This is a genomic window from Escherichia sp. E2661, from assembly GCF_004745185.1.
In the GTDB taxonomy this organism is placed as follows: Bacteria; Pseudomonadota; Gammaproteobacteria; order Enterobacterales; family Enterobacteriaceae; genus Escherichia.
In genome coordinates, this window is the sequence record NZ_PDIG01000035.1 from 250,177 (window position 1) to 266,570 (window position 16,394).

The following is a 16,394-nucleotide window of genomic DNA, read 5'->3' on the forward strand; positions in this document are numbered from 1 at the left end:
AGGGAAATAATGAAAATGGAAATAAAACTCTCTTTGACAGCTTTAGTTTTAATGGCATCGACAACATATGCTCCATGTTCTCAAGGCAAAGATGTTGATATTCTGGTAACTGCAAGTAACCTCATGAAATCTGCTTTTGTCGATGGACAAACAGGTCGCGTGATTACTGACTTAAAATTGCGACAGTAAAAATGATATCATCGAGTATACATTTGTTAGTTCAACGCCACCAAGAACCTGTGTTCAGGCAGATTGTATGTCTGATCTCGACCACTCTCCTACTTTAACTTTTCAAATAACAATGCATGATGGAGCATCAATTGATGCACCATATATGTGCAAATCCATTGGAATATCAAAAAAAATTCACAAAGGATTGAAAGATATCTTTTGTGGGCCTAAATATACTTTGCGCTGGAATGGGGATGAGTATTATTCAGAATAAACAATTAAAGCTAGGTATACGCCACTGAGTCCAGTGTGAATTTATTTAATAATAAAACACGGCGCTGTTGGTTGAATTTATTCATCTGTACTGTCACCAGAATCTTTATGAGAAAAATATGAAAGTTAAAAACAAAGCATTGGTTTTGCTTCTATTAATTCCTTGTTTTACAAATGCCACACTAACCGACTATGCTAAAATTGAAACAGATTGTCGTAAAGAAAATCAAGATATAAATAACTCTGTTGTAATGGGCTGTGCCGATATGGCTTCAGACGCAGCTAAGAAAGACATGAATATAGTTTATCAGAAAATATACAAAATCATTCAGACACGTGAAATCCCTGACATTACTCGTCAATTCGAGATGTCACAAAAAAACTGGATTACTTTACGTGAAAATTGGTGTGATGTTCAAGGGTTTATAATCGGTACACCGATGTATAGTGTCTGCCGTATGGACATGAATATTTCAAGAGTGAATGAGTTAAATGACTTGCTGGAACAGATTCAGGAGTAATTATTGTTACGGCTAGTTACTCTAATCTAATAATTATTAAACGATAGAGTTTTTTATTAATGCTTCAGATTATCCGTAAAGGCGATAAAACTACTCATGGCGGCTCGGTACAGACCGCTTCCGAAACGATGAAATTCGGTGGGATCGGTGTTGCCCGAAAAGGCGACAAAGTGTCATGCCCGGTTCTGGGACATGGCCTTACAATCATCGTAGAAGGCAACCCTGATTACCTTGATCATGGTATCCCGGTGGCATTTCACGGTCACAAATGCGCCTGTGGTTGCACATTGATCAGTTCATTTACCGCTGCAAAGGTTGCCTGATTATGCCCGTCTGGCTGGATGCCATCCCTGAAAAGGCCACAAAAATAGCGCGCCCCGGCACCGGGCGTTGGTTGCTTTTCCTCGCGTTTGTCATGCTGGGGGGCATAGCGCTTACACTGTGGTGCTGGCCATCAGAGCGAACCGGATTTGTCTTCTGGTTCACCGCTCTGGGTCTTCCATTTTGCACATGGGGGCTTATTTTCGTTTTACGCAGGGTTGCCTATAAAGCAGAGCAGGTCGGAGCTGAGTCGCGTAATGTCGACCGTACAGCTCTTATAGATAGTGAAATTCTGCGCGGTCAGCGCAGCTGAAGCCGCCGGAGCCCTGGTCTCTGATATCAATACTCAGATTAGTCTTGTGACTGACAAAATCAGGGACCTCCAGTCTGCGGTCCTGCTGGGTAGCGCTCCGCAGGGGGTGGCGTTTACCTCAGGTGAACATCTTCAGCTCAGCAGTACCCGCAATACCATGATCAATGCCGGTCAACATCTTGATATCGGGGCGATGAAAAATCTGTCTGTAACGGTTGAAAAAGCCCTGGGTCTGTTTGTCCATAAAGACGGGGCGAAGCTGGTTGCCAACCAGGGAGACATCGAGATTCAGGCTCAGCACAACACGATGGCCCTGTTTTCTGAAAAGCAGCTGACGGTGACCAGTAGTAAAGACGAAATTATTATCAGCACCCCGGAAACGCTGACGCTGAACGGTGGCGGGTCTTACCTGAGACTGAGTAAGAACGGGATTGAGCATGGTTCATCTGGTGAGTTTATTGTAAAGACGTCTGACTATCTGGTACCAGGCTCGGGCGCAAATCTTCCCAACGAAGCACCTAATTTCAGCCTGACGAATATCACTCAGGAAAGCAAAATCAGCAGTAAGTCATTCAATGACTGACAGGGAGTGTGAATCGTGTCTGTATTACCCAAAATTGTCTGGCCAATCCCTTCCAACAGTCGGGGAAATGAGTTCAAAAATCAGGAAGAGATCCTCTCTCATGTCGGGGGGGAATCCACCGGGCAGTATATGATTGGCCGCAGTGGCATGTGGCATGGCGGGATCCATATCACGGAAGCAACGACCCCGTGGTGTGCGCTTAGTGGCAAGTCTCCTCTTGAAGCAGTGGATTTCCCGGTTCCCTTTAAAGGTGAGCAGGCTGTGCGATGCATGGCTGACGGAGAAGTGATTGCTTACCGCATCTGCAGGGATTATCTGACGATTGCATGGGAATCCGGTCCGCTGAACTTTTCCGGTTCGTTTGTTCTGGTTAAACACTTTATTCAACCGGGGGAGAAAGAAACCAGCGGACTACATTTCTATACCCTGTATATGCACCTGGCCCCCTATTCAGCCTATAGTGTCAATCCGGCGGAAACAGAGTGGACAGTCCAGGATACGCTTACTGCCTACGATCCAGAATGGGGCATGACCGCCAGAACCAACAATAAAAGTACCAGTGAAAGCTATCGCAAGGGCACGATTCCAAAAGGATCTATTGTTGAGTGGGATAAAACAGACAGCGGCCTCCATACCATTGCATTTAATAAGCGAGAGTATGGCCTTGTTACCTTTGTTAGCCTCTCAGAACAGGCGTTGAAAAAGGGCAAGAAAACATCCCTGAAACCAGGGCGGCAATACTGGATGCTTGTGGACAAAAACAACCTGTCTCCTGGCACTGATGGGGCGGTACAGCCTTCCTGGTGGCAGAAACTCATGCCTCCAGCAAAAGAAGCGATGAAATTTGACCAGGTAGTATGCCCGACTCCCTTTGCTATCAGCGCAGGTGACCCTGTTGGTCATATGGGATATTATCAGGCACCTAAGGATGGAGGATATGAAGCGCGATACCAGGTTCATATCGAATGCACGAGTATGGATGATAACCTGGAAACGTTCCTGACCAACCCTGAGCAGGTTGGAGAAAAGAATCCAATCTGGCTGAAGTACGCTCCGGGACTTGCGTTGTACAAAAAAGATGTTGCAACAGGAACATTCACAGAAGATACAAGGGCAACAACCAGGGCAGGGATCCTTCCACTGAGTCAGGTGCAAACGGAAGTCGATACGTCGACCAAACAGGAATACTGGCAGTTGCGACCAGAAAACGCGTACGTGCCAAAAGGCCAGGCGGAACCTCAACTTTTGTCACAGTATGATCTGGCAAAGCAGGGGTTCAGAACTGAAATCGCTGAGCCTGCAAGTTTTGATTACCTGGATGGAAAAAAACAGCCCACTGGATTCTTCCGTAATCTTATTGATTCACTCTACCAGGCCGCAACCGATGATTCGCGAACCAGTCATGCGCTGGTGAAGCATAATTATCAGCGTCTGCTGGATAAAATTGACAGCGGAAGTGACCACTATTCTCCAATGGAGTACTGGAGAGCACTTCACAATCCCGACTATCGTGACGTTATTCAGAAAACAATCGTAAAACACCCAAGCGACTGGTACTTCAAAAAAAGGCGATGCTCTCTGGCAACAGTTCCTCAATGCGCTGAAAAAAGATGCGCCAGAATGGAAGAAATACAGCGAAGATTTTATCGATAAGATGGCCTGGATGCAGGATGTTACAACAGAAAAACTGGGGCCTTCATTATGGCACATGCATCCAGTATTATTTTTAGGAGCATTGCAGAACAGAAATAAACTTATATGGATCAAAATGGTTGAAAAGAGATTCGGTACAGAAATTGCTGAATCATTTAAACAAAAGGTCGTAGAAGTAGGTAATGAACTATCAATTGACCCAAATTATATAATGGCATGTATGGCGTTAGAAACTGGGGAGAAGTTCAATACATCTACAAAAAACCCTCATTCTTCTGCTACCGGGTTAATTCAATTCATGTCTGACACTGCAAAAGACTTAGGGACAACAACTTCTAAACTTGCCGCCATGACACACGTAGAGCAGATGGATTACGTGAAGAAATATTTTGAAATGCAGGCTAATAATTTTAATTACCCTACTAACAAATGGACATTGGGCGATGTATATCTTTCAATTTTCACACCAGCAGCAATGTTACTCAAAGATACAGATATCGTATATTCAAGCGGACAACGTGCCTATGCGGTTAACCAGTTCCATGACAAAAATAAAGATGGCAAGATAATTAAAAGTGAAATTGTAAAAAACATAGACGAATTTTATGCAAAAGGGTTCAATTATGAAGGCTAATTTTATGAAGCTTACATCAAAGAGTTTTCTTCTTTCCATTCCAGTCATTTTTTATTTCTGTGGCACATCTTCATTTGCAAGTGAAGCACCGCATGTAAACACAACTGTAGATAAAGGAATATGTAGTATTCAGATAGATGGCGATACTATCGACAATTACAAATGTGATTACTCCCGCGCACCATCTATTCTAAACTACTCCTATTTATACGAAGCCGATAAGCAAATGCTTGTTATAATTGATAGCCCAATGGGTAATGCTTGTGATGGTGGACCGTTACATATTTATAGCAAAACAGAAGATGGAAAATTTAAACCTCTGAAGACAATTGACTTCTGTGGTGGTCATTACCCATCAATAACCAGTGGCCCAGAAACATTCAAGATAAATATACCTTCAATCGCTGTCGATGGCACAAGTAAAAAGATCCCGGCTGAGACATGGGAATTAAAGAATGATGAATTAGTTAAGAAATAAGAAAGAGGAATTTAATAGTGCTCCAGATTATCCGTAAAGGCGATAAAACAACCCACGGAGGTTCAGTACTGACCGCTTCAGAAACGATGAAATTCGGTGGTATCGGTGTTGCCCGAAAAGGCGACAAAGTGTCATGTCCGGTTCTGGGACATGGCCTTACAATCATCGTAGAAGGCAACCCTGATTACCTTGATCATGGTATCCCGGTTGCGTTTCACGGTCACAAATGCGCCTGTGGTTGTACGTTGATCAGTTCATTTACCGCTGCAAAGGTTGCCTGATTATGCCCGTCTGGCTGGATGCCATCCCTGAAAAGGCCACAAAAATAGCGCGCCCCGGCACCGGGCGTTGGTTGCTTTTCCTCGCGTTTGTCATGCTGGGGGGCATAGCGCTTACACTGTGGTGCTGGACATCAGAGCGAACCGGATTTGTCTTCTGGTTCACCACTCTGGGCCTTCCATTTTGCACATGGGGGCTTATTTTCGGTTTACGCAGGGTTGCCTATAAAGCAGAGCAGGTCGGAGCTGAGTCGCGTAATGTCGACCGTGAAGCTCTTATCGACAGTGAAATTCTTCGCGGTCAGCGCTGCGCCTGGATCCTCGGTACATACATTCAGGCCCCGGCGGGAAACAAAACCGATGACCTGCTTGAGGCAATGAAGGCCGCAGCACCCGCTATCGATTTCTCCCGCCCAAGAGGATGTGACAAACCGGTCAGATACGCGGCATTAACAGAATACCAGGCAGATTTAACAAAGGCCCTGACAGCGGCGGTGACTAAACTGGCCACGCGTGTAGAAGGGATCGTTCAGCCGCTTCCGCCGGAGCTGCCATGCTGGCTGGTGCTGGATTGTGATAACGATCTGTACCCCTTGATTGAAGAGCAGCTTAAAGCCGATCTATCACTCAAGACCGGCAGGATTTTTCGCCTGATGTCCGGAAAAGGGCTGAGCGCATTCGATGCCTGGCTGGACAAACGATGGGACAATCCGGGCATTCTGGTTGCCATCACGCTGTCGTTACCGTCATCTCCTCGGGAAGATGACGCAGATGCCGTCTCGATGGTGGTATTGAGCAACCGCAAAGCCCACGCCTGGCCGGATGCACTCCGACTCCATCGCCCCGAAAGGGGAGCAGAAACAACGCTCACTAAGACACTCACCCGGGCGCTGCTCTGGGCGAAGACCCGGCCCAATGAACTCAAAGGAAGCTGGCTCACCGGTCCAACATTGACCTCTGGAAGCGGCTGGAATAATGCCTGCGAGCTGAGCGGGGTGGAATTTAGCCTTTCAGAGGACAACTTCAGTATCGATCCAGTGCTGGGATACACGGGCCATGCTGCTCCATGGCTTGCCATCACGCTTGCCAATGCTGACGTTGAACAACATGGCCCGCAGGTTATCGCCGCCCAACCCACCGCTGACAAGGACGACATCTGGGTCGCCGTCATCACCAAAGAAGAAGTTCGCAAGGAATCGCCCAAGAATGTCTAAGGTAAAAGTAAAACACACTCATCGGCTCCGTTGTAACTGTCGCCTTTTTCCTGACAGCCATCGTGGCATTTTTGTTTTATGCCTTTCCGGAAAATGTAGCCTCGGCCACCGGCTTCGGTCCGTATGACGGTCAGCGCATACTCACATTCTGCGCCATACTGGTTGCCACGTTGTTTTTACTCGGCTGGCTGACGGAGAAGGCTTTCGACTTCGCCGGTAAATCTGGATTGTATTTCCAGTGGGGACGGAAAAAGGCGGAGAGCGTCACTCCGGTAATGAACACCATTCCCGGTGAAGAAGACGACGATGAACCGGTCTTCAGCGAAGACGCTGTATCCGAACACCTGCGCTTTCGCTATGGACGTCGCTGGAAGCATAAAGTGCGACTCCTTCTGGTGATGGGCAACCAGGACGACGTCCACAAAGCTGCCCCGGGCCTGTGTAATGACCTCTGGCAGGAAGGCGACGGCAATGTGCTGATTTATGGCGGTGACACGCAGTCACTCCCGGATGAGATCTTCCTTTCAAAACTGAAGCGCCTGCGATCCGGGCAACCGGTTGATGGCATCATTCAGGTGATGAGTATTTCAGCACTCCCGACGGATGGCGAACGGGATGCCCTCCTGCGTTACCGTCAGAAAGCCGACCATCAGTTGGGCTGGCAGGTGCCTGTATGGCTGTGGCTGACTGACAACGCCACCGATGCTCAGCAGGGCGCGGAAACGGCTGCGACAGGGGTCATATTCGGGCCTGACGGCACCGTGAAAGGCGCGGGTGAAGGGTTTTCTACACTGGCACTGCATCTGCAAAAAGCAGGTATGGCACAGATACTGAATAATCCGGCTGATTTCGGCCTGCTTCAGTTATCCCTCCGACTGCGGCAGGAGCTGAAAGCCAGTCTGGATGTTTTGCTCGGCGGGCTGATGCAGGGATCTGCGGCCTTTCGTTTACGAGGGGTCATGTTCAGTCCTGAAGTGGCCGTTGTCGGTTCGGTCCCAAACACACGCCCCGACACACTGACCTGGAAAGCCGTCATTGATGACTGTGATGCCGTCAGCGGCAGGAAGCTGGGCTTCGACTGGCTGAAGATGCTGCGGTTAATTCTGCTTTCTCTGATTGTCCTGTGGGGGGCCGCTACACTGCTGTCTCTGATCGTTAACCGTGCTCAGATTTATCAGGCGCAGGAAACGGCAAGACAGGCAGCGGATACTGCAAAACCACTGGCTGAACGTCTGCACAATCAGCTCGTACTCCAGCAGGCCATTGCCCGTCTGCAACATCGTGAAGCGACCGGCGCGCCATGGTACACCCGTTTTGGTCTTAATCAGGACAGCGACACGCTGGCCGCACTCTGGCCGCTGTATGCGAAAAATAACGCACAGCTGATGAGGGATGCTACAGCAGACAGTCTCAGGCAGCAGCTGAATGCCTTTGTGCAACTCCCTCCTGCCAGTGATGCCCGTACGCAGGGCACACAGCATACATATGACATACTCAAAAGTTATCTGATGCTGGCGCGTCCGGACAAAGCGGACGCCGGCTGGCTGGCAAAAAACGCGCTGAAAGCCTTACCGAAACGCCAGAATGTGCCGGCTGGCACATGGCAGAACATCGCACCGAAACTGCTGGGTTTTTATGCGCAAAACCTTCCGGCTCATCCGGAATGGAAAATTAAGCCTGATGCCGAATTAATCAGCACAGTCCGTCAAATTCTGCTTAAGCAAATTGGCCAGCGGAACGCTGAGTCCGGGTTATATCAGGAGATGCTTAAGCGCGTGGCCAGCAACTGGCCTGATTTAACGCTTGCGGATATGACCAGTGACACCGATGCCTCAACAGTATTCAGCACTGACGAAGTCGTCCCGGGAATGTTTACGCGTCAGGCCTGGGAAGAGCAGGTACAGGATGCGATTGACGAGGTCGTGAAAACCCGCCGCGATGAAATTGACTGGGTACTGTCGGACAAGACACATCAGACAGGGAGCGATATCTCCCCGGAGGCGCTGAAGGCCCGCCTGACTGAACGCTATTTCACCGATTTTGGTAACGCCTGGCTCAACATGGTCAACAGCATACAGTGGCAGGAAGCCACGTCACTGTCTGAGGCGATTGCCCAGCTCAGTTTGATCGGTGATGTCCGCCAGTCGCCGCTAGTGGCACTGATGAACACGCTGAACTACCAGGGGAAAACGGGGCAGAAAGGTGAGGCTCTGGCTGATTCGATAGTGGATTCAGCGAAAAAGCTGATCGGTCAGAAAAAAAATGCCAGACAGTTTATTGAACAGGCACAAGGCCCTAAAGGTCCGCTTGATGGCGTGTTTGGACCACTGATGGGGCTTATGGAAGGTAAAGAGGGTACCGGTGCCAACGATAACCTCAGTTTCCAGTCCTGGCTGGCCCGCGTAACTCAGGTGCGGCTGAAGCTTCAGCAAGTCACCAGCGCCCCGGATCCGCAGGCTATGTCGCAGATGCTGGCCCAGACAGTATTCCAGGGCAAAGCCATCGATCTGACCGATACCCGCGACTACGGCAGTCTGGTTGCGGCGAGTCTGGGGCAGGGGTGGAATGGATTTGGCCAGTCGTTATTTGTACAACCGCTTGATCTGGCCTGGCGGCAGGTAGTTGCCCCGGCTGCGGGTAGCCTCAATGCCCGCTGGCAGACAACCATTGTTGATCAGTGGAATAAGGCCTTTGCGGGACGGTACCCGTTTAAAGCCACTGGCAGCGATGCCTCCCTGCCGCTACTGGCTCAGTTCCTGCGTAGCGACTCAGGTCGAATCACTACCTTCCTGAAAACTAATCTCGGCGGGATCCTCCGCCAGGAAGGGAATCGCTGGGTCGTTGATCCTTCCGCAAGTCAGGGGATGGTTGTTAGTCCGGATTTTCTCCGGGCGATTAATCAGCTGGCGGAACTGTCAGATATCGTGTTCTCTCAGAGCGATGCGAGTGTTCACTTCGAACTGATGGCGCGTCCTTCACGGGATGTTGCCAGAGTGCAGCTTACCCTCGATGAGCAGAACCTGGATTACTTCAATCAGATGGAAAGCTGGCAGAGCTTCACCTGGCCGGGGAATACTTACTATCCTGGTGTGTCGCTCATCTGGCGTAGTGTAAACAGCGGTATGCAACTCTTCGCCAGTAACCAGGGTAACTGGGGCTTCATTCGCCTGCTGGACAAAGCCCTGATCACTCCACTCGATGCCAGCCGTACACAACTGGTGTGGATCACCGCCGATGGCAATCCTCTGAAGTTCATCATGCGCAGCGAGCTGGGCGACGGTCCGCTTGCCTTACTAAAGCTACAGGGATTTACGCTGCCAGCGTCCATTTTTAACGTTGCCGCTGGCACTGAAGGCGTTGAGTAAATATGAACAGAGGCATTCATCCTGCGCTGGCCTTTGCTAAACAGGTGGATGGCTGGTCTTCAGGTGTATTCAGTCAGGTTGATAAGTGGCGGGAAACCGATTCACTTGCCCCATGGCGGTATATGACGTTTCGCCAGTGTAAACGTTGGCTTGCGGCCAAGCGCACCGGAAAAACACGCCTGCACTGCGATGAAATTATCTTTCGGATACTGGGTGAACCCCGTCAAACCGATGCTCTGTCAGGGGAAACCCGTCCGGCCAGCCCCCAAACGTGTAGGAAAGCATCAACGTTTTATTCCTCCGGATAAACCCGTACAAATTTTTGCAGGTGTCTGGGTCGGTTCGGCGCTCAGACAGGCACCGCGAGTATCGGAGTCAGTACCGCAGGGGACAGATCCTCCGCACCCCATTGGCGTCTTCGATCCCCATATCCGAAAAGCCACTGGCAAAGCTACTGGAAGGGAAAACCCACTCAGGGTGAAGAGAAAAGTGTGTTGCTGAAATGGAAACCACCGAAAATCGTCAATGGCAAGGACGACGATTCTCTGGAAGCCATCATCAACTTCATGAGGATATCGACAAATCATCCTGAAATAAGATGTGTCGGTTAATTGTATTAAAATATAGAAGTTATTTAAGGATAAACATGAAGGGTGTAATTAAATTAAGTTTACTGGCCTTATCAATCTCATTCAGTTTTGTTGGTTGTGCTGAAAGTAAATCTGTAGAGATCTTAAGCGCTGTCGTTAAGGACAAAAAAATATCAGGTGCGCAGGTGGTTATTCAACGAAACGGCGAGCAATCCATTTCTTCTTTAAGTGATGACTCCGGAAATGCCCAGATTGGCAATAACACAACCGACACAAATGACAGTCTGATAATTATCAAGAAAAATGGATATTCAACCCTGGTGGCGAAATGTCCATGTAGTGGGATGAGTTATGCATTAAGCCCGACAATGAAAGGGCTTGATAGTATGCGCGTGGTTTTGGGGTGGGGACGTTCACCTTTTGATCTTGATTCACATATGGTATATCCGGGAAATCATATTTTCTTCGCCAATAAGTTGGGCGACAATGGAAATCTTGACGTTGATGATATACATAGCTATGGACCTGAGACTATTACGTTAACCAGACGAGAGAATGGGAAACCCTATATTTATGCTGTTCACGACTTTAGTAATAAGTTTGATCCAGATGCCAAGTATCTCTCCAACAGCGAAGCGAAAGTGTTTGTTTATGTTGGGGAATCTTTAGTTCGGACATATTATGTTCCTAAAAACCAGTCGGGGAATTTATGGACTGTTTTTAAAGTTAATGAAAATGGTGCCATCGAAGATGTGAACAATATAAAAGGTATTTCCGCCGATGCCGATGATATCGATTATGTTTTAACACCACTTTTAAATAGCAACGCAACGTTGCCTCATCAAAACTGGGGGGCTGAGCAAATTAATATTTCAAATGCGCTGAATCTTAAGGGTGAAGAATCATACCGTCGGAAGCAATATGAAGAGGCAATTTCTTTTTTCACAGAGTCAGTCAATAACTATTCAGAAAATGGCAAGGCATATGGCAATCTCGGGTTGGTATATCAGAAGGTTGGTCGTACTGCTGAAGCTATATGGGCAAACCGCAAAGCTATTACACTGGCCTCTGGTAAAAATGCAGCAACAATCCGGGCTGGTGCAAATTATAATATAGGAAAAATATACGAAAAGGAAGGTCAGTATCATGATGCCCTGAATTACTACAATGCAGCCAAAAATGAAAAACAAAACCCTGTTTACGACAATGCGATAATAAGAGTAAGCAGCAAAATAAATTAAATATTAATGTTCTTTTAGCATAACGTTTCATATGCTAAACGTTATGCTTTTAAAAACCAGGTGGAATCTATGATTTAAAACTATACCAGTCGATTTACACACTGTTTAATATGTGCTTGCAAGTTGTTGTTTTTAACAACCACTTTTTCATCCAGTGCTTCGGAAAATTAACCTAACGTATCATCAACAGTAGATTGCATGCATATTGTCGCCATTAATAAATTGCCAGCAGCGCCTCAGGAAACATCTTCTGATGAGCATGTATTAAATTGTGATAGAGATCCACCCAGGACTATCGAGGGAAAAGCTGTTTCATCTATTGGATAGAGAGTGATTAATTAAATCTCTAACGGTGATTACCAATAGCTATTTAATACGCAATCGAAGTTTAGCAGCAAGCAACAATCTCCAGAATGTCAATGATATTTTCAACCGTGAAGGAGACAAACTGGATGAAATGCTGGATGGTCCAATTAAGACAAGGTCTGGATTTACAATAACCGACTCGCCATGGCTTGTAAAAAAAAATATTTTCATCTGATAGTTTTGACGGAGGAATTAATCTTGAAAAAATGTATGTGTCGTCAGTACTGACATATCAGGAAATTAAAGGTGATTTGTACATTTATATTTCTGTTAGTGGACAGTATCAAGGTAAAAACATTACACTTCTCGTAGAGCTTGTGGATGATATAAGCCCCCGCATCATTCAACAGTATGATGGTAATGTAGATATAATATCTCGTGCCAGAGATGCTCAGGGAAACTCTTTAGCGTACTTTTCTGTCAGGAATGATTCACATAAAGAATATCATTATTTGTTTATAAGTCCGGATGGAGGTAAAGGTATTTCAGACATTTCCTCCGGGCAGGCAGAAGCACTGAACCAGGAAACCAAATTATGGATGGGTTATTGTGGGGCTTCAGAGTGTAATGCTTCATTACTATCACCTGATAGTAAATGGAGACTTGCTTCAAGTGACGGTTACGTCAAAGACCCGGATGAAGGCATGTACGTATTTCCAGCCAACCGTCCGGACCAGGGATTGAATGTTTTTGCGGACAAGGCTGATAATTCAATCACTGATGATATTTTTGGATATACCCGGAAATATGTATGGGGAGATGACAACAATACATTTTATTTTGACAATAGCGGTGCATTAGGTTGTATCTGGAAAACTAACATTAACCAAAAAACAACAAAACGAATCATCCCCGTAGAAGGCATTCTGGATCCATTCTATATAAAATATGACGGAGAAGATCTGATTCTCTCTGTTTATGCATATTCTTATCAAGATGATTTCAAATCAGAAATATACATAACAAAAGAACCTAATTAAATAGTAATTCAATAAATCAGGATTTAAAATTGTATGGATGATTTAACCCTTCGTTATTACGAAGCAGAGATGCGCTATCTGCGTGAGGCGGGTAAAGAGTTCGCCCGTGCCCATCCGGATCGGGCAGCGATGCTTAATCTGGATAAACCCGGCGCCCGCGATCCTTATGTAGAGCGCCTGTTTGAAGGTTTTGCCTTCCTGATGGGCCGTTTGCGTCAGAAGCTGGATGATGACCTGCCGGAACTGACCGAAGGGCTGGTGAGTCTGCTGTGGCCACACTATATGCGGACCATCCCGTCGCTGGCTATCGTCGAATTCTCTCCTGACTGGCGTGGCCTTCGTCAGGCTGAACTTCTTGCCGAAGGTTTCTCCGTACAATCACGCCCTGTCGGGCCGCATAAAACCGCCTGCCAGTACCGGACGACTCGTGATGTTCCTCTGCAACCACTGCATCTTGCGGATGCCCGCCTTCATACTGAAACTGATGGCCGCTCTGCTATTCGTTTGCGCTTCGAATGCCCTGAAAAAGTGGACTGGAGCAAAGCCGGGATCGACAAAGTCGCCATATTCCTCAACGCAGAGAGTCCGATCAGTTCAGCACTCCACCTGGCATTGACCCGTCGCGTTCACGCCATGTACGCCAGCCATTCAGGGACATACACCGAACGTCATCAGTTTGATGGCTGGTGCAAACCCATGGGCTTTGACGACAATGACGGCCTGTGGAAGAAAGCCGATACTGCCTTCAGTGGTTACCAGCTGCTGCTGGAGTATTTCAGCTTCCGACCGAAATTTATGTTTGTTGAGCTGCGTGGCCTCGACACCATCGGGCTCACTGAAGCCAGCTCCTGGTTTGAAATCGACATCGTGCTCAGTGAAGCCTGGTCATCCGATCTGCCTTTTGAAACGGAAAACTTCCGGCTGCACTGTGCATCGGTCATCAACCTCTTCACCCTGGAGGCAGATCCGCTGACGCTTAACCCGCTGGATAACGAATACCTGCTCAGGCCGTTGCGTCTTCAGGATGGTCACACCGAGATTTACAGCGTCGATAATATCCATGGCGCGGTAAAGAATGGCAAACACCCCTATGTACCGTTCACCAGCTTCCGGCACCGGGGCGGTATGATGCGCCACGATGCCCCTGAACGTTATTACCACACCCGCGTGAAACGTGGCCCCTCTGGCCTGTATGACACCTGGTTGATTCTCGGGGGGCGTTCGTTCGAGCTGGAGCAGCTGTCCGATAAACCAGAATCCCTTTCAATGCGAATAACCGGTACCAACGGGCAGCTTCCGCGCACAGCGCTGGAAAGTACGCTCCTGGACAGGGTGGCAAAAACCGGCAAAGTGCCCGTCAGGGTACTGAACGTTACCGCACCGACGATACCGCTGTATCCCCCTGCAAACGACCGTTTTCACTGGCGGGTGATGAGCCACCTCGGCTCAAACTTCCTCAGCATGATGGACAATCCGGAGGTCCTGCGGGGAACGCTGGCGCTGTACGACTGGACCGATGATGAAATGAACCGACGTCGGCTTGAAGCTATCGTCGCCGTGAAGCACACCCTGATCCGCCGTTTTGAGAAGGGCTTTATGCTCCGGGGCGTAGACATAGAGGTCACGCTAAACATGGATAATTTTGCAGGCGAGGGGGATGTGAATCTCTTCGGCGAAATGCTGCACCGGTTCTTCGCGCGCTATGCTGATATTCACCTCTTCAACCAGCTCACGCTGGTGCTGCAACCGACAGGAAAACGACTGAGATGGCGCGAGAATCACAGCCAGTACGTACCGGGCTAACACTAGTCCTGAGCAAAGATATCTGGCGGGCCAATTTTTATCGTTTCTGCCAGCTGCTGGAGCAGGAAAATCCGGACGCGCCGAAACTGGGCTCCTCCAGCCATCCAGCCAACGATCCGGTCCGATTCAGGCCCTGGCCTGGTATGGGCTTCCCGGTCAGTACCCTCAAAACGGTGGAGACCGACGAAGACAACCCGACATTGCCCCCAACGGTCCGTACGACATTTTTGGGGATGTATGGCGTGGACTCCCCTCTGCCGACGTCCTGGCTGGACGACATTGCGCAGCGCCGCGAAGGACACGAGGCAGTTACCTCGTTTCTGGATATTTTCAGCCACCGCATCACCACCCAGTACTATCGGATCTGGCGAAAATACGCCTGGCCGGCCACCTTCGAGGCAGGTGGCCGCGATGCCACATCTCAGTGTCTGCTGGGGCTGGTCGGCCTTGGTATACCGGGCACCGCTGAACAGGTGGCAACGCCGGTTTCACGCTTTCTGGCCTTGCTGGGTACCATGCGATTACCCACCCGCAATGCAGAAGGCATTCGGGCCCTGGTGAGCCTGCTGGCACCGAATACCCGGGCAATTATCACCGAGCCCGATCCGGTTAAGGTCCATATCGATAACCGTAGCGGGTTGGGTACCGGGAACCGCATCTGTCTTTCTCAGCGAGCCACGCTGGGTAAAACGGCAAAGGAAACATGCAGTCGGGTACTGGTGACGCTGGAGACAGAAGATCCGGAGGAAGCCAAAGGGTGGTTACCTGGTGGTTTTCTCCATACCGATTTACTGGTCCTGCTGCGCGTTTATCTCGGCTACCGCAGTGACGCCCGACTGCGCCTCACCGTACCCGTACGATTGCTGCCTGAGCCACGCCTTGGCAAAGGCAGACGTATCCAGCTGGGCCGCACCGGCTTGCTGGGCCTGAAAGCAGGCAAGCTCAGCAATAGACGGGGGAGTCTGACCGTCAGTCTGGGCTGCTATGAAGGGTTGCAATGTTCTGCGCTACCGTCCGCTGAAGACGGGCACTACCGCTTCGAATAATCACGTACTCCCACTCTCAATAAAGGAACTTTTGAATGGCAACAGTAACCCGTTGGTGGGCGCTGACGCTTATTGCCTGTAGCCTGCTCGCTGGCTGCGGTCTGACTCAGGCTGTCACGGACGGTACGGTCAGCATCACGAAATCCATCTTCTACAAGAAAATCAAAACGCTGCATCTGGATTTTACCCCGCGTACGGCCATTAATGCTGATGGCGCACAGACACCGCTGGCAACGATGGTGAGAGTTTATCAGCTCAGGGATCGTAAAGCGGTTGATGCCGCCGATTACCAGACACTGCTGCGCAATGCCGATACGGTACTTAAAAACGACGTACTGGCGTCTAAAGAGCTGCTGGTGATGCCAAAAGGCAGCATGACTCTCAATATGCCCATGGATGAAGACGCTCAGTTCGTGGCGGTGGTGGGATTATTTAACCGCCCGGATCAGAAGGACAACCGCTGGCGCCTGGTGCTGACCCGTGACGATCTGGACCCGGACACCCCCCGCACGATTGAACTGGGTGATGGCTGGCTCAGCCTCGTGCCGGTGAAGGAGTGACGTG

12 protein-coding genes and 4 pseudogenes are annotated in these 16,394 nt (G+C 49.0%); all 16 read left to right on the forward strand.

The window, feature by feature from the left end:
* Nucleotides 1–15: 15 nt before the first annotated feature.
* The 16 genes and pseudogenes from CRI63_RS23995 (at nucleotide 16) to tssJ (ending at nucleotide 16,390) form a co-directional block, all read left to right on the forward strand.
* Nucleotides 16–189 carry a hypothetical protein gene (locus CRI63_RS23995; protein WP_167852323.1) on the forward strand — a complete coding sequence of 58 codons (174 nt, stop codon included), beginning with the start codon at nucleotides 16–18 and terminating at the stop codon, nucleotides 187–189.
* Between the two features lie 67 nt (nucleotides 190–256).
* The gene (locus tag CRI63_RS18300) at nucleotides 257–445 is read left to right on the forward strand and encodes a hypothetical protein (protein ID WP_135520334.1); all 189 of its coding nucleotides are present in this window, start codon (nucleotides 257–259) and stop codon (nucleotides 443–445) included.
* A gap of 118 nt (nucleotides 446–563) precedes the next feature.
* The gene (locus tag CRI63_RS18305; RefSeq protein WP_130224884.1) at nucleotides 564–965 is read left to right on the forward strand and encodes a lysozyme inhibitor LprI family protein; all 402 of its coding nucleotides are present in this window, start codon (nucleotides 564–566) and stop codon (nucleotides 963–965) included.
* Nucleotides 966–1,024: 59 nt separating this feature from the next.
* Complete coding sequence (locus tag CRI63_RS18310) at nucleotides 1,025–1,288, forward strand: PAAR domain-containing protein (RefSeq protein ID WP_135381357.1); 264 nt, start codon at nucleotides 1,025–1,027, stop codon at nucleotides 1,286–1,288.
* Between the two features lie 2 nt (nucleotides 1,289–1,290).
* Nucleotides 1,291–1,593 (forward strand): annotated as a pseudogene (locus tag CRI63_RS18315) (hypothetical protein); the annotation flags it as partial.
* Nucleotides 1,589–2,182 (forward strand): annotated as a pseudogene (locus CRI63_RS18320) (DUF2345 domain-containing protein); the annotation flags it as partial. The pseudogenes CRI63_RS18315 and CRI63_RS18320, both read left to right, overlap by 5 nt.
* A gap of 15 nt (nucleotides 2,183–2,197) precedes the next feature.
* Nucleotides 2,198–3,917, forward strand: a pseudogene (locus CRI63_RS18325) (hypothetical protein); the annotation flags it as partial.
* A 541-nt stretch (nucleotides 3,918–4,458) separates the two neighbouring features.
* A complete protein-coding gene (locus CRI63_RS18330; RefSeq protein WP_130224900.1) occupies nucleotides 4,459–4,947 on the forward strand; it encodes a hypothetical protein in 489 nt (162 codons plus the stop codon).
* 17 nt (nucleotides 4,948–4,964) lie between these two features.
* Nucleotides 4,965–5,228: a PAAR domain-containing protein gene (locus CRI63_RS18335; protein ID WP_130259216.1), complete on the forward strand. Its 264-nt coding sequence runs from the start codon at nucleotides 4,965–4,967 to the stop codon at nucleotides 5,226–5,228.
* A gap of 2 nt (nucleotides 5,229–5,230) precedes the next feature.
* Nucleotides 5,231–6,439 carry a hypothetical protein gene (locus CRI63_RS18340; RefSeq protein WP_135520336.1) on the forward strand — a complete coding sequence of 403 codons (1,209 nt, stop codon included), beginning with the start codon at nucleotides 5,231–5,233 and terminating at the stop codon, nucleotides 6,437–6,439.
* Nucleotides 6,432–9,804 (forward strand): annotated as a pseudogene (locus CRI63_RS18345) (ImcF-related family protein). The gene CRI63_RS18340 and the pseudogene CRI63_RS18345 overlap by 8 nt, the downstream one beginning before the upstream one ends.
* A 646-nt stretch (nucleotides 9,805–10,450) precedes the next feature.
* Nucleotides 10,451–11,635 carry a tetratricopeptide repeat protein gene (locus CRI63_RS18350; protein ID WP_130224400.1) on the forward strand — a complete coding sequence of 395 codons (1,185 nt, stop codon included), beginning with the start codon at nucleotides 10,451–10,453 and terminating at the stop codon, nucleotides 11,633–11,635.
* A gap of 572 nt (nucleotides 11,636–12,207) precedes the next feature.
* The gene (locus CRI63_RS24485) at nucleotides 12,208–12,981 is read left to right on the forward strand and encodes a hypothetical protein (RefSeq protein WP_240782766.1); all 774 of its coding nucleotides are present in this window, start codon (nucleotides 12,208–12,210) and stop codon (nucleotides 12,979–12,981) included.
* Nucleotides 12,982–13,014: 33 nt separating this feature from the next.
* A complete protein-coding gene (gene tssF, locus CRI63_RS18360; protein ID WP_135520340.1) occupies nucleotides 13,015–14,784 on the forward strand; it encodes a type VI secretion system baseplate subunit TssF in 1,770 nt (589 codons plus the stop codon).
* Nucleotides 14,748–15,830 (forward strand): type VI secretion system baseplate subunit TssG, encoded by a 1,083-nt coding sequence (gene tssG, locus CRI63_RS18365; protein ID WP_135520342.1) that lies wholly within the window; start codon nucleotides 14,748–14,750, stop codon nucleotides 15,828–15,830. The genes tssF and tssG overlap by 37 nt, the downstream gene beginning before the upstream one ends.
* Nucleotides 15,831–15,865: 35 nt before the next feature.
* The gene (gene tssJ, locus CRI63_RS18370; RefSeq protein ID WP_135520344.1) at nucleotides 15,866–16,390 is read left to right on the forward strand and encodes a type VI secretion system lipoprotein TssJ; all 525 of its coding nucleotides are present in this window, start codon (nucleotides 15,866–15,868) and stop codon (nucleotides 16,388–16,390) included.
* Nucleotides 16,391–16,394 lie beyond the last annotated feature (4 nt).

Coding starts and splice junctions, on each gene's coding strand:
- CRI63_RS24485 (WP_240782766.1), top strand. CDS start 12,208: ATGTATGTGTCGTCAGTACTGACATATCAGGAAATTAAAGGTGATTTG.
- CRI63_RS18305 (WP_130224884.1), top strand. CDS start 564: ATGAAAGTTAAAAACAAAGCATTGGTTTTGCTTCTATTAATTCCTTGT.
- CRI63_RS23995 (WP_167852323.1), top strand. CDS start 16: ATGGAAATAAAACTCTCTTTGACAGCTTTAGTTTTAATGGCATCGACA.
- CRI63_RS18350 (WP_130224400.1), top strand. CDS start 10,451: ATGAAGGGTGTAATTAAATTAAGTTTACTGGCCTTATCAATCTCATTC.
- CRI63_RS18330 (WP_130224900.1), top strand. CDS start 4,459: ATGAAGGCTAATTTTATGAAGCTTACATCAAAGAGTTTTCTTCTTTCC.
- tssF (WP_135520340.1), top strand. CDS start 13,015: ATGGATGATTTAACCCTTCGTTATTACGAAGCAGAGATGCGCTATCTG.
- CRI63_RS18340 (WP_135520336.1), top strand. CDS start 5,231: ATGCCCGTCTGGCTGGATGCCATCCCTGAAAAGGCCACAAAAATAGCG.
- tssJ (WP_135520344.1), top strand. CDS start 15,866: ATGGCAACAGTAACCCGTTGGTGGGCGCTGACGCTTATTGCCTGTAGC.
- tssG (WP_135520342.1), top strand. CDS start 14,748: ATGGCGCGAGAATCACAGCCAGTACGTACCGGGCTAACACTAGTCCTG.
- CRI63_RS18310 (WP_135381357.1), top strand. CDS start 1,025: ATGCTTCAGATTATCCGTAAAGGCGATAAAACTACTCATGGCGGCTCG.
- CRI63_RS18300 (WP_135520334.1), top strand. CDS start 257: ATGTCTGATCTCGACCACTCTCCTACTTTAACTTTTCAAATAACAATG.